Here is a 13,966-nt window from a genome sequence, read left to right as displayed (position 1 = left end):
TAACCTTGCGCCCCTGTGCGTTCGCTGATTCTGACTTAGGCCGCCGAACCGCCTACCGTCAGCCCGTCCATCAGCACGGTCGGTTGACCGACACCGACCGGAACCCATTGGCCATCCTTACCGCAGGTGCCCATCCCCGGATCCAGCGCCATATCGTTGCCCAACCCACGGATGCGTTTCAAAGCCGACGGCCCGTCGCCGATCAGCGTGGCGCCTTTGACCGGGGCGCCGATCTTGCCGTTTTCGACGCGATAGGCCTCGGTGCAGGAGAAGACGAATTTGCCGTTGGTGATGTCCACCTGACCGCCGCCGAATCCCACCGCCCAGATACCATCCTTGATATCGGCCACCAGCGCGGCAGGGTCGGCATCTCCGCCCAGCATGATCGTATTGGTCATGCGCGGCATCGGTTTATGCGCATAGCTCTGACGCCGCCCGTTGCCGGTGGGCGAAACGCCCATCAAGCGGGCGTTCTGGCGGTCCTGCATATAGCCGGTCAGGATGCCGTCCTCGATCAGCACCGTCCGCGAACTTGGCGTGCCTTCGTCATCCACGGTGATCGAGCCCCGCCGGTCCGCAATCGTGCCGTCATCGACCACCGTCACCCCTTTCGATGCAATCTGCTGCCCCATCAGACCGGCAAAAGCCGAACTGCCCTTGCGGTTGAAATCTCCCTCAAGCCCATGCCCGATGGCCTCGTGCAGCAGGATGCCGGGCCAGCCGGGGCCGAGCGCGACCTCCATCACGCCCGCGGGGGCGGGCACCGCATCCAGATTGACGAGGGCAATACGCAGCGCCTCGCGGGCCTTGTCCTGCCAATCGGCCGGATCAATGAGCCCGTCCAGCCCGACGCGGCCGCCACCCCCGGCCGAGCCACTTTCGCGTCGCCCGTTCTGTTCGACGATGACCGAGACATTGAGGCGCGTCATCGGGCGCACGTCGCGCACCAATACGCCATCGGGGCGCAGAATCTCGACCTCTTGCACGGCGGCTGCGATGGTGGCGCTGACCTGCACTACGCGCGGGTCCAGATCGCGGGCAAAGGCGTCGATGGCGCGCAAGGTCTCAATCTTGACGGGGAAATCTGCGGATTCGATGGGGTCTTCGTCTGTATAAAGCCGGATATTCGTGGCGCGCGGGGCTGCGGACAGAGTGCCGCCGCCGTCGCCAACCGCCAACCGCGCCGTTTCAGCCGCGCGTTTCAGCGCCGGGATCGAAACATCTGTGGAATGGGCATATCCGGCCACCTCGCGCTGTACGGCGCGCAGGCCAAACCCCTCGGACGCGTCATAAGATGCTGTGCGCAAACGGCCATCATCAAAGACCAGAGATTCGGATTTCCGGCGCTCGACAAACAGCTCTCCGTCCTCGGCTCCGGCAGTGGCCGATTGCAGAACCGCAAGCGCCTCATCCTGCGGAAGTGTGCTTTCAAAGGGGCGAAACGGGGCCTGAGTCATCGGTTGCGACCTTTCCGGTTTGATCCAGATCAAAAATAGCGTCTGTTTGACGCAAGCATTTTGCTTTATCTACCCGCAGGAATATGGTTTTTAACGCGGCCAAAGACAACGGGAGAGGTGCGACCGATTCACACCTTTTCGCCAGGGACGCAAAGATCAAACGATCAGGACAGAAAATGAAGAATGCTTTGATGCTTTCGGGGCTTGTGACAGCCCTCTCCAGCCTTCCCGCCATGGCTCAGGAGCTTGAGATTATTGGCAAGCCGGTTGATGGCGGCATGGGCTTTCAGCCCGCTGCCACCAGTCTGGCCGAAGGTATCCACTCGCTGGATGCGATGATTCTGGTGATCATCACCGCGATCTGTGTGTTCGTCGCGGGTCTGCTGGTCTACTGCATCGTGCGCTACAACCAGCGCGCCAACCCGACGCCGGCGCGATTCTCGCACTATACCCCGGTCGAGGTTGCATGGACGCTGGGTCCGATCCTGATTCTGGTTTTTATCGGTGCCTTCTCGTTGCCTGTGCTGTTCAAGCAGCAGGAAATTCCCGAAGGCGACGTGGTGATCAAGGTCGTGGGCAACCAGTGGTACTGGACCTATGAATATGTCGATCATGATTTCGCCTTTGACAGCTATCTGCTGGGCCACCCGGCCACTCTGGACGAAGGCGCGCGCCCGGCGGATGCAGACGTGACCCCGTTTGTTCTGGACGATGCGATGCGCGCCAAGCTGGCCGATGCCGGTTATGGCGAAGACGAATGGCTGCTGGCCACCGACACCGCCGTCGTCGTACCCGTGGGCAAAGTCATCGTGATGCAGGTCACCGCGTCCGACGTTATCCACTCGTGGACCATCCCCTCGTTCGGCGTGAAACAGGACGGTGTGCCCGGTCGTCTGGCCGAGCTGTGGTTCCAGGCCGACAAGGAAGGCGTCTATTTCGGACAGTGCTCGGAACTGTGCGGCAAGGACCACGCCTATATGCCGATCACCGTCAAAGTGGTCAGCGAAGAGGCCTATGAGGAATGGCTGCAGGGCGCCGTGGAAGAGTATGCGGGTCAGCCTGCTGCGTATCAGGTGGCCTCGAACTAAGCCCGTTGCGGGTTAGGTAAGACATGCGGGCTGCGCGGGTTTCGCGCAGCTTTTGCCCCGAAAAGGACCGGATATGAGCGACGCAAGCTTCAACGCCAGCACCGTCACCGCGCAGCCCCGCGCGGACGAGGCCAGCTTCGGCGATTACTTCGCCCTGCTGAAGCCGCGGGTGATGTCGCTGGTGGTGTTTACCGCTCTGGTCGGGCTGCTGGCGGCGCCGGTGCCGGTGCATCCGTTCGTGGGCTTCTGCGCCATCCTGTTCATCGCCATCGGCGGCGGTGCGTCTGGCGCTCTGAATATGTGGTGGGATGCGGATATTGATCGGGTGATGAAGCGCACCAAGGGCCGCCCCATCCCCTCGGGCAAGGTTGAAGAGGGCGAGGCGCTGGCGCTGGGTCTGGCGCTGTCTGGCTTGTCGGTGATCATGCTTGGGCTTGCGACCAACTGGTTTGCAGGCGCGTTTTTGGGCTTCACCATCTTCTTCTATGTCGTTGTCTATACGATGTGGCTGAAACGCTCGACACCGCAGAATATCGTGATCGGCGGTGCTGCAGGGGCTTTCCCCCCTGTGATCGGATGGGTCGCGGCTACGGGATCGATGACGCTTGAGCCGTGGTTGATGTTCGCCCTGACCTTCATGTGGACACCGCCCCATTTCTGGGCTTTGGCACTGTTCATGCGGTCCGACTACGACGATGCAGGCGTGCCGATGCTGACAGTAACCCATGGCCGCCGCGCAACGCGTTGGCACATTCTGGTCTACACAGCTCTGCTGGCGATGCTTGCAGTTGGGACGTCATTCTCGGGCATTGGCGGGCCGATCTACCTAACGGTTGCCGTGGTGATGAATGCTCTGTTCCTGCGCGGCGCATGGCAGATTTCCCGCCGGACCGAGGACGACTCGGAAGCAGACAATTTCAAGGTCGAGCGCAGTTTCTTCAAGCTGTCGCTGTTGTACCTGTTCCTGCATTTCGGCGCGATTCTGGCCGAGGCCCTGCTGAAACCCTACGGATTGGGGGGCTGGTCATGAGCCTGCGCAAAAGCCACGAACTGCATCAGCGCCGGTTCAGCCGCAATTTGGGTGTTGGCCTGACGCTTGCGGCGTTCATCGTGATCATTTTCGGCCTGACCGTGGTCAAGGTCTCGGGCACGAACTTCAACATGGCGACACAAGAGGTGCAAAACTGATGCCGTTGTCCGGTCCCCAAAAAACAGTTGCTCAGACGGTTGGTACGGTTGTCCTTATGGGCAGCCTGGCATGGGTGGCAGTGCCTTTTTATGACTGGTTCTGTCGGGTCACCGGGTTTGGTGGAACAACCGGAGTTGCCGAAGCGGCCCCCGATGACATCCTTGATCGCACCATCACCGTGCGTTTTGATGCGTCAAAAGCCAAGGGCATGGGATGGGAGTTCAAGCCGGTCGAGCGTGAAATGGAAGTCCGCATCGGTGAAACCGGTCTGGCCTTCTACGAAGCTTACAATCCGACGGATCGCCCGATTGCGGGGCAGGCGTCCTACAATGTCGCCCCGTATTCAGCCGGTGGATACTTTCAGAAAATTGCTTGTTTCTGCTTTGAAGAGCAGGTCCTGCAGCCCGGTGAGCGGGTCGAGATGCCGGTGACATTCTTCGTCGATCCGGAAATGGTCGAAGATCTGGAAGCCAAATATGTGCATACGATCACGCTGTCGTATACATTCTACGAAATTGACCTGCCCGAGGGCTATGCCGCTCTTGACGTGCAGGCTGAGACAAACAAGAACTAACGCCTGTAGGTGAGGGACGCTGATGGCACACGCAAAAGATCATGATTATCACATTCTGGCACCGTCGATCTGGCCGCTGGTCGGTGCGGTTGCCGGCTTTGTGATGCTGTTGGGGGCCGTTCTGTGGATGCACGGGATCACACCGTGGATTTTCTGGATGGGAATGGTCGGCGTCTTGTACACCATGTTCGCCTGGTGGTCCGAAGTGGTGGCTGAAAGCCGCCAGGGCGATCACACTCCGGTCGTCCGCATTGGTCTGCGTTACGGCTTTATCCTGTTTGTGATGTCCGAGGTGATGTTCTTCTTTGCCTGGTTCTGGTCGTTCTTCAAGCATCGCATGTACCCGATGTACGACTATGCCGGCACCGAGTATATCCAGCCGGATATCCACGCGGTCGATCCGTTCCATCTGCCGCTGATCAACACTCTGGTGCTGTTGCTGTCGGGCTGTGCGATCACCTGGGCGCACCACGCGCTGGTGCATGACAATGACCGCAAGGCGCTGATCAATGGTCTGGCGATCGGCATCGTTCTGGGCATTTTGTTCACGCTGTTGCAGGCCTATGAATACTATGAACTGCTGGCCCATGAGGGCTGGGAATTCGGTGGCGACCAGTTCTATTCGAACTTCTTCATGGCGACCGGGTTCCACGGGGCGCATGTGATTATCGGGACCATTTTCCTGACGGTCTGTCTGATCCGGGCGCTCAAGGGTGACTTTACACCCGAGAAGCACGTGGGTTTTGAAGCGGCGGCGTGGTACTGGCACTTTGTGGACGTTGTCTGGCTGTTCCTGTTCTTCGCAGTCTATATCTGGGGTCAGGCCCCGCTGATGTAGCGCAGCCGGGATAATCCAATTGCAAAAGCCGCCCCAAGGGGCGGCTTTTTCACGATAAGGGGCGCAAGATTGCGCCCCATACAATTGCGTGGTTGCAATTCGGCCCGCACGCCCCTTAACAAGACGCCGGTTCCCGCAACAAGGTAGGATCCTGTCATGCGCCGCACTCTATTCCTGCTGATCTTCGGTCTCGCCGGTCTGGGCGTGCTGCTGTCGCTGGGTGTCTGGCAGGTAAACAGGTTGGCATGGAAACAGGGTGTGCTTGCGGAGATTGACAGCCGCATCTCTGCCACGCCGGTGCCGCTGCCGCAGACGGTCTCGGAACAGGCTGACAAATATCTGCCCGTGACTATCAGGGGTGAGATGGAGCCAGGCGAAATCCATGTTCTGGTGTCGGTCAAACAAGTCGGGGCGGGCTATCGGATCATTCAGCGCTTCAGCACCGGCGAAAGGGCCATTCTGGTAGATCGCGGATTTGTACCCACAACGGCGAAACAGGCCGAGCGTCTGACGGGCCCGATGGAGGTCACAGGCAACCTGCACTGGCCTGATGAGATCGACAGCTATACACCCGATCCTGACATCGACAGCAACATCTGGTTTGCCCGCGATGTGCCGGCTCTGGCCGCTGCATTGGGCACCGAGCGCGTCCTGCTGATCGCCCGGTCCGAGACCGACCCGAATGTAACGCCTCTGCCTGTGGACACGGCGGGCATCCCGAACGATCACCTGCAATATGCAATCACCTGGTTTGGTCTGGCTCTGGTCTGGGCTGCGATGACCGGGTACTTCCTGTGGCGCAGCCGTGCCGATTCTGAGAGTGATGAGCCATGAGATACATCTCGACCCGAGGGCAGGCGCCCGAACTGAGTTTTGAAGAGGCGATGCTGACCGGGCTGGCCCGTGATGGGGGTCTTTATCTGCCTGCCGAGGTTCCGGTGATGAGCCACGATGACATCGCGGTGATGGCCGGATTGCCGTACGAGGACATCGCCTTTCGCGTCATGTGGCCCTATGTCAGCGGATCGTTCACCGAGGAAGAGTTCAAAGACATCATCGCCCGTGCCTATGAAGGTTTCGGCCACGACGCCCGCGCGCCGCTGAAGCAGTTGAACGAGAACCACTTCCTGCTGGAGCTGTTCCACGGACCCACGCTGGCCTTCAAGGACTTTGCCATGCAGCTCATTGGGCAACTGTTTCAGGTGGCCCTGAAGAGGCGCAATGACCGTGTGACCATCGTTGGCGCGACCAGTGGTGATACCGGATCAGCAGCGATTGAGGCGTTTCGCGGGCTGGACGCGGTGGATGTGTTCATCCTGTTCCCGCATGGTCGTGTCTCGGAGGTGCAGCGCCGTCAGATGACCACTCCGGCGGACAGCAATGTCCACGCGTTGGCCGTGGATGGGGACTTTGACGATTGTCAGGCCGCGCTGAAGGATATGTTCAACGATTTCGACTTCCGCGACGGGGTGAAACTGGCGGGTGTGAACTCGATCAACTTTGCCCGGGTGCTGGCGCAGATCGTCTATTACTTCTCTGCCGCCGTCAGCCTCGGCGCGCCGCATCGCAAGGTCAGTTTCACGGTGCCCACCGGCAATTTCGGCGACATCTTCGCGGGCTATTTGGCCAAGCGCATGGGTCTGCCGATCGACCGTCTGGTGGTGGCGACCAACCAGAACGACATTCTGCATCGGTGCCTGTCGGGTGAGGGATATTTCAAGGGCGAGACGATCCCGTCGGTCAGCCCGTCGATGGACATTCAGGTCAGCTCGAACTTTGAGCGCGCGTTGTACTATGCCTATGACGAGGATGGCGGTGCCGTCGCACAGTTGATGGACGAGCTGAAAACTGGTGGCTTCAACGTCAGCCAGGGCGCGATGGAGGCATTGCGCGAGAGCTTCGACTCGGGTCGTGTATCCGAGGATGAAACGCTGGAGACGATCAAGCATACGCTGGCCCATAGTGCTGAGCTGGTCTGCCCGCACTCGGCCATTGGCATCAAGGTTGGTGAGGATCACCGCGCCGCTGACGTCCCGATGATCACTCTGGCCACCGCGCACCCGGCGAAATTCCCGGCAGCGGTCGAGAAGGCGAGCGGCGAACATGCCCCCCTTCCATCCCGCATGTCTGATCTGTATGAACGTCCGGAACGGGTGACACGGATTGCCAACGATCTGGGTGCCCTTGAGGATCATATCAGAAGGCATATCGCTGAGTGACAGTCAGACAAGACCAGCTGAAGAACGGCTTTCGTATCGTCAGTGAACATATGCCGGGGCTGCAATCTGCTGCCATCGGCATCTGGGTGACCGCCGGTGGGCGGCATGAACGGATCGAGCAGAACGGTATCGCGCATTTCCTTGAGCATATGGCGTTCAAGGGGACCGAGCGTCGTTCCGCGCTGCAAATCGCCGAGGCGATCGAGGATGTGGGCGGGTATATCAACGCCTATACCTCGCGTGAGGTGACGGCCTATTACGCGCGCGTTCTGAAAGACGACGTGGCGCTGGCGATGGATGTGATCGGTGACATCGTTCTGAACCCGGTTTTCGACCCGCGCGAGATCGAGGTGGAGCGCGGCGTGATCCTGCAAGAAATCGGTCAAGCCTACGACACGCCCGACGATGTGATCTTTGACTGGCTGCAGGAGCAGAGCTATCATGACCAACCCTTGGGTCGGACCATTCTGGGGCCAACCGAGCGGGTTAGCGCGTTTTCGCGCGAGGACCTTTCGGGGTTTGTGGCCGAGCATTATGGCCCCGAGCAGATGATCCTGTCGGCGGCGGGTGCCGTGGATCACGACGCGCTGATGAAAATGGCTGAAGAGATGTTTGGGCATCTGCAGCCGCGCAAAGGTCTGATACCGGAAACCGCCCGCTTCACCGGTGGCGAAGCACGGCAGGAGAAAGAGCTGGAGCAGGCTCATTTCGCGCTGGCGCTGGAAAGCCCCGGCTATCGCGATGATGCGATCTATACCGCGCAGATTTATTCGACGGCATTGGGCGGCGGCATGTCCTCGCGCCTGTTTCAGGAAGTGCGCGAGTCGCGCGGGCTGTGCTATACGATCTTTGCGCAGACCGGGGCTTATGCTGATACCGGTACGACCACGATCTATGCCGGAACTTCCGCTGATCAGGTGGGGGAACTGGCGACGATCACCATCGACGAGATGAAGCGCGCCGCTGAGGATATGAGCTCCGAGGAAGTCGCCCGTGCGCGCGCGCAGATGAAGGCCGGGATGCTGATGGGTTTGGAAAGCCCCTCGAACCGGGCCGAGCGTCTGGCGCGGCTGGTGCAGATCTGGGGGCGTGTGCCGTCGCTTGAGGATACTGTCGCCAAGATCGATGCCGTCAGCACCGAGGATGTGCGAGCCTTTGCTGAGAACATTGCAGTGCAAGCCCCGGCGGCGCTGGCGCTTTATGGTCCGATCTCGGGGGCGCCGACGCTGGCCGGTCTGCAGGAGAGGCGTGCGGCGTGATGCTGTTGGGCAGACGCAAGCTGAAACTTGAAACCGAGCGCCTGACCTTGCGCCCGCCCGTGCATTCCGACTTCAACGACTGGGCCGCGCTGCGGCGGGCGTCAAAAGACTATCTGGTGCCGTGGGAGCCGGTCTGGGCCAGTGATCACCTGAGCCGCAAGTCGTTTACCAACCGGGTCTATTGGGCACAGCGGTCCGTGGCCAGCGGAACGGCGATTCCGCTGTTTCTGTTCCGCCGCAGCGATGATCTGTTGCTGGGTGCGATCACGCTGGACAATGTACGCCGAGGGCCAGCTCAGGCCGGGACACTGGGCTACTGGACCGGGCAGGCTTTTGCCCGCCAGGGTTTCATGCGTGAGGCCATCGGAGCGGTTGTGCATTATGCTTTCGCCCGTCTGGACCTGAGCAGGATCGAAGCTGCGTGTCTGCCCGAGAATAAAGCCTCACGCGGCTTGCTGGAGAGCTCGGGGTTCAAGTACGAAGGCGTGGCGCAGTCCTATTTGCAGATCAACGGGCGGTGGCGGACGCATGTTCTCTATGCTTCTTTGCGGTCGGACCGGCGTGGCAGGACGGATGTGGGGTAGGGGGCTCTGCCCCCGTCGCGACAAGTCGCGCCTCCCCCGGGATATTTTTGGCCAGATGAACAAGGGGCATGACTTGGCCGCGTTTCGCGCTAGACTTGGGTCATGCGGTGGAGTGTTGTTGGGCTGATAATGATTGCAGGTGGGGCGGTGGCGCAGGAGCGCCGCCCGAGCCATTGCATTGCAATCGCTGATGCGGCACCCGGTATTGAGTATTTGCACAAGGCCGCCTGGCAGGATCCGGTGCCGGAGTTTTCGGTGCGGATCAGTTATGTCGCCCATGCGTCGTTTTTGATCCAGACGCAGGGCGGGTTGAATGCGGTCACGGACTTTACCGGGTTCATCGGGGGTGCGGATCTGATCCCGGATGTGGTTACCATGAACCATGCGCATAGTACCCATTGGACGGCACATCCCGACCCGGCCATCCCGCATGTTCTGCCGGGCTGGGGCGAGTTTGGACAGGGGATTGATCACTACCTTGATCTGGGCGAGATGCTGGTGCGCAACGTCTCGACCGATATCCGATCGTTTTATGGGGGTGTAGAGGAGCGCGGCAATTCGATCTTTGTGTTCGAGGTCGAAGGTCTGTGCATCGGCCATCTGGGCCATCTGCATCATATCCCCTCGGACGAGCAATTTGCGGCGTTGGGACGGCTCGATGTGGTGATGGCGGCGGTCGACGGGGGCACGACGATGCCTTTGCCCGAGATGATCGAGGTGCTCAAGCGGCTGAAAAGCTCGGTCATTATTCCGATGCACTGGTTCTCGGGGTTTTCGTTGGAGCGGTTTCTGGTGGATATCCGCGAAACCTTCCCGGTCGAGCGCGATGGGGTGTCTGAGATAGTTGTGTCACTGAAAACCTTGCCGGACCGCCCGACGGTGGTTGTGTTAGAGCCGCAGTATTTGATCGATCTGGAATAGGGCTTGTCGCTGGTGATCGCCTTTGGCAGGGATGGGGCATGGAACTGAACCCTGCCGATGAATCTTTTGCCCGTACGATCCGCGATGGGCTTGGTGGTGATGTGCTGCGTCCGTTGGCGGATCGCTATCTTGAAGAACCGCGTCGCCGGTTTGCTGGTCAAGGCGGGCTTTTGGCGATGCCACGTTCCGTCGAAGAGGTCTCGGCCCTGGTGCGATATGCGCATGGGGCGCGGGTGCCGGTGGTGCCTTATGGTGGCGGGACCGGGCTTGTGGGCGGGCAGGTCATGGCCGAGGGCCCCGCGCCGCTGATCCTCTCGCTTGAGCGTATGACTGAAATCCGCGCGATTTATCCAACCGAGAACATCATGATTGCCGAAGGCGGTGCTATTCTGGCGGACCTGCAGGCTGCAGCGGATCAGGCCGGGCGCTTGTTTCCGCTGTCGCTGGCGGCGCAAGGATCGTGCCGGATCGGCGGCAATCTGGCCACCAATGCGGGCGGTGTAAATGTGCTGCGCTATGGGAATGCGCGCGATCTGTGTCTGGGGTTAGAGGCCGTTCTGCCCAGCGGTGAGATATGGCATGGGCTGAGCCGATTGCGGAAGGACAACACCGGCTATGACCTGCGCAATCTACTGATTGGCTCCGAAGGAACGCTTGGCATCATAACTGCAGCGGCACTAAAACTGTTCCCACAACCCAAAGCTGTCGGAACGGCCATGTTTCGGGTGGCATCCCCTGAGGCTGCGATCGATCTGCTCTCGCTGATGCGCAACAAGGTGGGCGAAGCGGTGAGCACTTTTGAGTTGATCCACCGTCAGGGTCTGCAGTTCTTGACCGAGGTTTTACCGGACATACGACAACCTTTTGCCGTGCAGCCGGAATGGACCGTTCTAATCGAACTGGGTCTGTCAGAGGGACAAGAGCCCTCAGAAACCCTTGCAGCGATCTATTCCGGTGCCGAGGCGCGTGGTTTGCTGGAGGATGGTGTGATCGCGCAAAGCGAGGCGCAGCGCGCCGATCTTTGGGCAGTGCGCGAGAACATCCCGGAAGCCAACCGTTTGATCGGTTCCGTATCAAGCCATGACATATCGGTTCCGATCTCTGATATCCCCGCGTTCATAAGGCAGGGCAAGCAGGTGGTAGCGGCGCTGGGGCCATTCCGCGTGAATTGTTTTGGGCATTTGGGGGATGGAAATCTGCACTATAATGTTTTCCCACCGCCGGGGGGCGACCGGTCGGACTATGTCGATCGAAGGTCGGCGATCAAACGCGCTGTGCATGACCTTGTGCATAAGTTTGGCGGTTCCGTCAGCGCGGAACACGGTGTGGGGCGTCTGAAGACAGACGACTTGGGGCGGTATGGTGATCCGGCCAAGTTGAACGCGATGCGGGCCATCAAAAGCGCCCTCGATCCCATCGGAATAATGAATCCGGGCGCGGTGCTGCCGGATTGAACGCGGCCTGACACTGGGTCAGGCCGCGATTAAGCCTTAGGTTTCAGGCAGAATGACTTTGTCAATCACATGGATCACGCCGTTTTCAGCCTCGATATCAGCTTGGACGACGTTCGCGTCGTTGATCATGACGCCGTTGTCCAGATCCACGGTGATATCTCCGCCCTGAACGGTTGCGGCTGTCATGTCATCGGACAGATCGCCTGACATCACCTTGCCGGGAACAACGTGGTAGGTCAGGATCGCGACCAACTGATCCTTGTTCTCGGGTTTCAGCAGGTTTTCAACCGTACCTTCGGGCAAGGCGGCGAATGCTTCGTCGGTCGGAGCAAAGACGGTGAACGGGCCGTCGCCCTTCAGGGTATCAACGAGTTCGGCAGCCTGAACAGCGGCAACAAGCGTTTCAAAGCTACCCGCATTCACTGCAGTGTCTACAATGTCTTTCGAGTGACCGCCCGCGAGGGCAGAGGTGGTCAACAGAATGCTAGCTACTCCGGCAACAGCGTATTTGCGCAACATGATAAGGTTCCCTTGTTGAGAATGCCCTAAGTGGCATCAACGGGGCTACGTGGTCAGGTCGGCAGGGGATCACAGATTTCGAACGCTGATGTTTCTTGAATGCGTTTCGCGGCGCGCTAAGCCAGCGCGTTGCTGATATTCCAATCACAATTATGTGAAGAGCGTAACGGTCAAAGCCCTTCGAACGCGCAAAGAACGTGCACGTCCATATCCATGTCTTCCAGGATTTTGCGCCCACCAAGCTCGGGCAGGTCGATGATGAAGGCACAGGAAATGATCTCGCCGCCCAACCGCTCGATCAGTTTGATGCCGGCTGCCGCAGTGCCGCCAGTGGCCAGAAGATCATCTACGACCAGAATTTTCTCACCCGGTTGAATGGCGTCATCGTGAATTTCCACGATTGCTTCGCCGTATTCCAGCTTATAGTCTTGGCTGATCGTGGTGCCGGGCAATTTACCCTTTTTGCGGATTGGAACGAAGCCTACGCTCAGCTGGTGCGCGATAGCACCGCCCAGAATGAAACCGCGCGCCTCAAGGCCCACGACCTTGTCGATCTGTTCGCCCGCGTAAGGATGCAGCATCTGGTCGATCGCCATGCGGAACCCGCGCGGATCGGCGAACAGGGTGGTGACATCGCGGAACATGATCCCTTCGTGCGGGAAATCGACGATGGTCCGAATGTAATCCTTGACCGTTTTGTTTCTGGACATGGCTCACCCCTTTGGCATCAAACACGCGGCGGTGTTTGGCCCATAAGGGTCGACCATGCAAGAAATGTTTGCCCCCTGCGGCTACTTGTGGCGGCCGCGAATGGTGTTGGGCAGACCGTAGTAACGGTACAAGGCGTCCGGCAACCACGAAAGATGCGGTTTGCGCCAATTGCGTTGATCCCGAAGAAGAAAAGCCTGCGCGACATGAAGGTTCATTGCTTTGATCTCACTTTTGGTGTTATGTGCCCGATATCTACATCTTATATGCTATGTATATACATTGCATCTCGATATGAATCAAGGTCTGAACGGGGTCAGGGCGCGTGGCGAAGAAAGACGGTAAGAAATCGACCAAGAAAAACAGCCAGTTGGTTCTGCGGCTCGACAAGGATGAGCGCGATGCCTTTGTCGAGCTGTGCAAAGAGTTGGACACATCCGCCGCACGGGAAATCCGCCGGTTCATCCGGGGGTTCATGAAGGAAAACGCCGAAGACTAAGCTCAGGCGGGGCGCCGCAGGACCGCTGTGGCAACGCCCATGCCAATCAGGGTCAACCCTCCGAACCGGGTCATAGCGGTGATCACACCCGTGCGGCCGATCATCCGGCGCAGACGGTCCGCCAGCAGCGCATAGGCCAGCGCGTTCAGCCCGGCGAGGCCGACGAACGTGGCGATCAGGATGGCGAATTGCGGACCCAGCGGGTCAGCAGGGCGCAGAAATTGCGGCACGAAAGCGATGAAGAAGGCGATGGATTTCGGGTTCAGCGCGGTGACCGCTGCAGCATGGCCAAAGACGCTGCGGGCCGTCACATCGCGCCCGGTCTCAACCGTCTGCAAACCGCCCGAGGGTGCGCTGCGCAGCAGCTTGATACCCAGCCAGACCAGATAGGCCGCGCCCACCCATTTCAGCACCGTAAACAGCGTGGCCGAGGCCAGCACCAGCGCCCCAAGCCCCAGCAGCGAGGCGGTCATCGCCACCAGATCCCCCAAAGCCACCCCGGTGGCCGAGGCAACGGCGACGCTGCGCCCTTTCGACAGCGCATAGCTGAGCACCAGCAGCACAGTCGGGCCGGGGATCAGCAGCAGGGCGGTCGATGCGGCCACAAAGGCCAGCCAGAGATCAAGCGACATGGGTCATCCTATCGGGGCGTTTCCC

The 13,966-nt window shown here is 59.8% G+C and carries 16 protein-coding genes; 12 read left to right on the top strand and 4 right to left on the bottom strand.

What is annotated here, in order from left to right:
• Window positions 1-35: 35 nt before the first annotated feature.
• Window positions 36-1,457: a metalloprotease TldD gene (tldD, locus tag ACR3EN_RS01550; RefSeq protein ID WP_480819383.1), complete on the bottom strand. Its 1,422-nt coding sequence runs from the start codon at window positions 1,455-1,457 to the stop codon at window positions 36-38.
• Between the two features lie 176 nt (window positions 1,458-1,633).
• Between tldD and coxB the strand changes: the two genes are divergently transcribed.
• From coxB to ACR3EN_RS01495, 11 genes are all read left to right on the top strand, one after another.
• Window positions 1,634-2,545, top strand: a complete 912-nt coding sequence (coxB, locus tag ACR3EN_RS01545) for a cytochrome c oxidase subunit II (protein ID WP_480819384.1) — start codon at window positions 1,634-1,636, stop codon at window positions 2,543-2,545.
• 73 nt (window positions 2,546-2,618) lie between these two features.
• Window positions 2,619-3,575 (top strand): heme o synthase, encoded by a 957-nt coding sequence (gene cyoE, locus ACR3EN_RS01540; protein WP_480819385.1) that lies wholly within the window; start codon window positions 2,619-2,621, stop codon window positions 3,573-3,575.
• Entirely contained in the window at window positions 3,572-3,733 is a 162-nt protein-coding gene (locus ACR3EN_RS01535) for a hypothetical protein (protein ID WP_480819386.1), read from the top strand. Before cyoE ends, ACR3EN_RS01535 begins: the two co-directional genes overlap by 4 nt.
• Window positions 3,733-4,308, top strand: a complete 576-nt coding sequence (locus ACR3EN_RS01530; RefSeq protein ID WP_480819387.1) for a cytochrome c oxidase assembly protein — start codon at window positions 3,733-3,735, stop codon at window positions 4,306-4,308. The genes ACR3EN_RS01535 and ACR3EN_RS01530 overlap by 1 nt, the downstream gene beginning before the upstream one ends.
• A gap of 22 nt (window positions 4,309-4,330) precedes the next feature.
• Window positions 4,331-5,146 carry a cytochrome c oxidase subunit 3 gene (locus ACR3EN_RS01525; RefSeq protein WP_480819388.1) on the top strand — a complete coding sequence of 272 codons (816 nt, stop codon included), beginning with the start codon at window positions 4,331-4,333 and terminating at the stop codon, window positions 5,144-5,146.
• Window positions 5,147-5,302: 156 nt separating this feature from the next.
• A complete protein-coding gene (locus tag ACR3EN_RS01520) occupies window positions 5,303-5,980 on the top strand; it encodes an SURF1 family protein (RefSeq protein ID WP_480819389.1) in 678 nt (225 codons plus the stop codon).
• Complete coding sequence (thrC, locus tag ACR3EN_RS01515) at window positions 5,977-7,365, top strand: threonine synthase (protein WP_480819390.1); 1,389 nt, start codon at window positions 5,977-5,979, stop codon at window positions 7,363-7,365. Before ACR3EN_RS01520 ends, thrC begins: the two co-directional genes overlap by 4 nt.
• On the top strand, window positions 7,362-8,624 hold the full coding sequence (locus ACR3EN_RS01510) for a M16 family metallopeptidase (protein ID WP_480819391.1): 1,263 nt from the start codon (window positions 7,362-7,364) through the stop codon (window positions 8,622-8,624). The genes thrC and ACR3EN_RS01510 overlap by 4 nt, the downstream gene beginning before the upstream one ends.
• Complete coding sequence (locus tag ACR3EN_RS01505) at window positions 8,624-9,208, top strand: GNAT family N-acetyltransferase (protein WP_480819392.1); 585 nt, start codon at window positions 8,624-8,626, stop codon at window positions 9,206-9,208. Before ACR3EN_RS01510 ends, ACR3EN_RS01505 begins: the two co-directional genes overlap by 1 nt.
• A 102-nt stretch (window positions 9,209-9,310) precedes the next feature.
• The gene (locus ACR3EN_RS01500; RefSeq protein ID WP_480819393.1) at window positions 9,311-10,129 is read left to right on the top strand and encodes an MBL fold metallo-hydrolase; all 819 of its coding nucleotides are present in this window, start codon (window positions 9,311-9,313) and stop codon (window positions 10,127-10,129) included.
• A gap of 38 nt (window positions 10,130-10,167) precedes the next feature.
• Window positions 10,168-11,583: an FAD-binding oxidoreductase gene (locus tag ACR3EN_RS01495; protein ID WP_480819394.1), complete on the top strand. Its 1,416-nt coding sequence runs from the start codon at window positions 10,168-10,170 to the stop codon at window positions 11,581-11,583.
• Window positions 11,584-11,619: 36 nt separating this feature from the next.
• Here ACR3EN_RS01495 and ACR3EN_RS01490 read toward each other — a convergent pair whose 3' ends face one another.
• The gene (locus ACR3EN_RS01490) at window positions 11,620-12,102 is read right to left on the bottom strand and encodes a fasciclin domain-containing protein (protein ID WP_480856911.1); all 483 of its coding nucleotides are present in this window, start codon (window positions 12,100-12,102) and stop codon (window positions 11,620-11,622) included.
• A gap of 170 nt (window positions 12,103-12,272) precedes the next feature.
• On the bottom strand, window positions 12,273-12,812 hold the full coding sequence (locus ACR3EN_RS01485; RefSeq protein ID WP_480819396.1) for an adenine phosphoribosyltransferase: 540 nt from the start codon (window positions 12,810-12,812) through the stop codon (window positions 12,273-12,275).
• Between the two features lie 323 nt (window positions 12,813-13,135).
• Between ACR3EN_RS01485 and ACR3EN_RS01480 the strand changes: the two genes are divergently transcribed.
• Window positions 13,136-13,309, top strand: coding sequence for a hypothetical protein (locus tag ACR3EN_RS01480; RefSeq protein ID WP_480732621.1), 174 nt, complete (start codon window positions 13,136-13,138; stop codon window positions 13,307-13,309).
• A 2-nt stretch (window positions 13,310-13,311) separates the two neighbouring features.
• Here the strand turns inward: ACR3EN_RS01480 and ACR3EN_RS01475 are convergent, their stop codons facing one another.
• Window positions 13,312-13,941: a LysE family translocator gene (locus ACR3EN_RS01475; protein ID WP_480819397.1), complete on the bottom strand. Its 630-nt coding sequence runs from the start codon at window positions 13,939-13,941 to the stop codon at window positions 13,312-13,314.
• Window positions 13,942-13,966 lie beyond the last annotated feature (25 nt).

This window comes from Ruegeria sp. G7, assembly GCF_056535465.1.
Note: the sequence above shows the minus strand (reverse complement) of the source record. Positions and strands in the feature narration are given on the sequence as shown.

Excerpts from the sequence above, each read along its gene's own strand:
- ACR3EN_RS01490 (WP_480856911.1), bottom strand. The coding sequence starts at position 12,102 with ATGTTGCGCAAATACGCTGTTGCCGGAGTAGCTAGCATTCTGTTGACC.
- ACR3EN_RS01500 (WP_480819393.1), top strand. The coding sequence starts at position 9,311 with ATGCGGTGGAGTGTTGTTGGGCTGATAATGATTGCAGGTGGGGCGGTG.
- coxB (WP_480819384.1), top strand. The coding sequence starts at position 1,634 with ATGAAGAATGCTTTGATGCTTTCGGGGCTTGTGACAGCCCTCTCCAGC.
- cyoE (WP_480819385.1), top strand. The coding sequence starts at position 2,619 with ATGAGCGACGCAAGCTTCAACGCCAGCACCGTCACCGCGCAGCCCCGC.
- ACR3EN_RS01495 (WP_480819394.1), top strand. The coding sequence starts at position 10,168 with ATGGAACTGAACCCTGCCGATGAATCTTTTGCCCGTACGATCCGCGAT.
- tldD (WP_480819383.1), bottom strand. The coding sequence starts at position 1,457 with ATGACTCAGGCCCCGTTTCGCCCCTTTGAAAGCACACTTCCGCAGGAT.
- ACR3EN_RS01505 (WP_480819392.1), top strand. The coding sequence starts at position 8,624 with ATGCTGTTGGGCAGACGCAAGCTGAAACTTGAAACCGAGCGCCTGACC.
- thrC (WP_480819390.1), top strand. The coding sequence starts at position 5,977 with ATGAGATACATCTCGACCCGAGGGCAGGCGCCCGAACTGAGTTTTGAA.
- ACR3EN_RS01535 (WP_480819386.1), top strand. The coding sequence starts at position 3,572 with ATGAGCCTGCGCAAAAGCCACGAACTGCATCAGCGCCGGTTCAGCCGC.
- ACR3EN_RS01530 (WP_480819387.1), top strand. The coding sequence starts at position 3,733 with ATGCCGTTGTCCGGTCCCCAAAAAACAGTTGCTCAGACGGTTGGTACG.
- ACR3EN_RS01525 (WP_480819388.1), top strand. The coding sequence starts at position 4,331 with ATGGCACACGCAAAAGATCATGATTATCACATTCTGGCACCGTCGATC.
- ACR3EN_RS01475 (WP_480819397.1), bottom strand. The coding sequence starts at position 13,941 with ATGTCGCTTGATCTCTGGCTGGCCTTTGTGGCCGCATCGACCGCCCTG.
- ACR3EN_RS01485 (WP_480819396.1), bottom strand. The coding sequence starts at position 12,812 with ATGTCCAGAAACAAAACGGTCAAGGATTACATTCGGACCATCGTCGAT.
- ACR3EN_RS01520 (WP_480819389.1), top strand. The coding sequence starts at position 5,303 with ATGCGCCGCACTCTATTCCTGCTGATCTTCGGTCTCGCCGGTCTGGGC.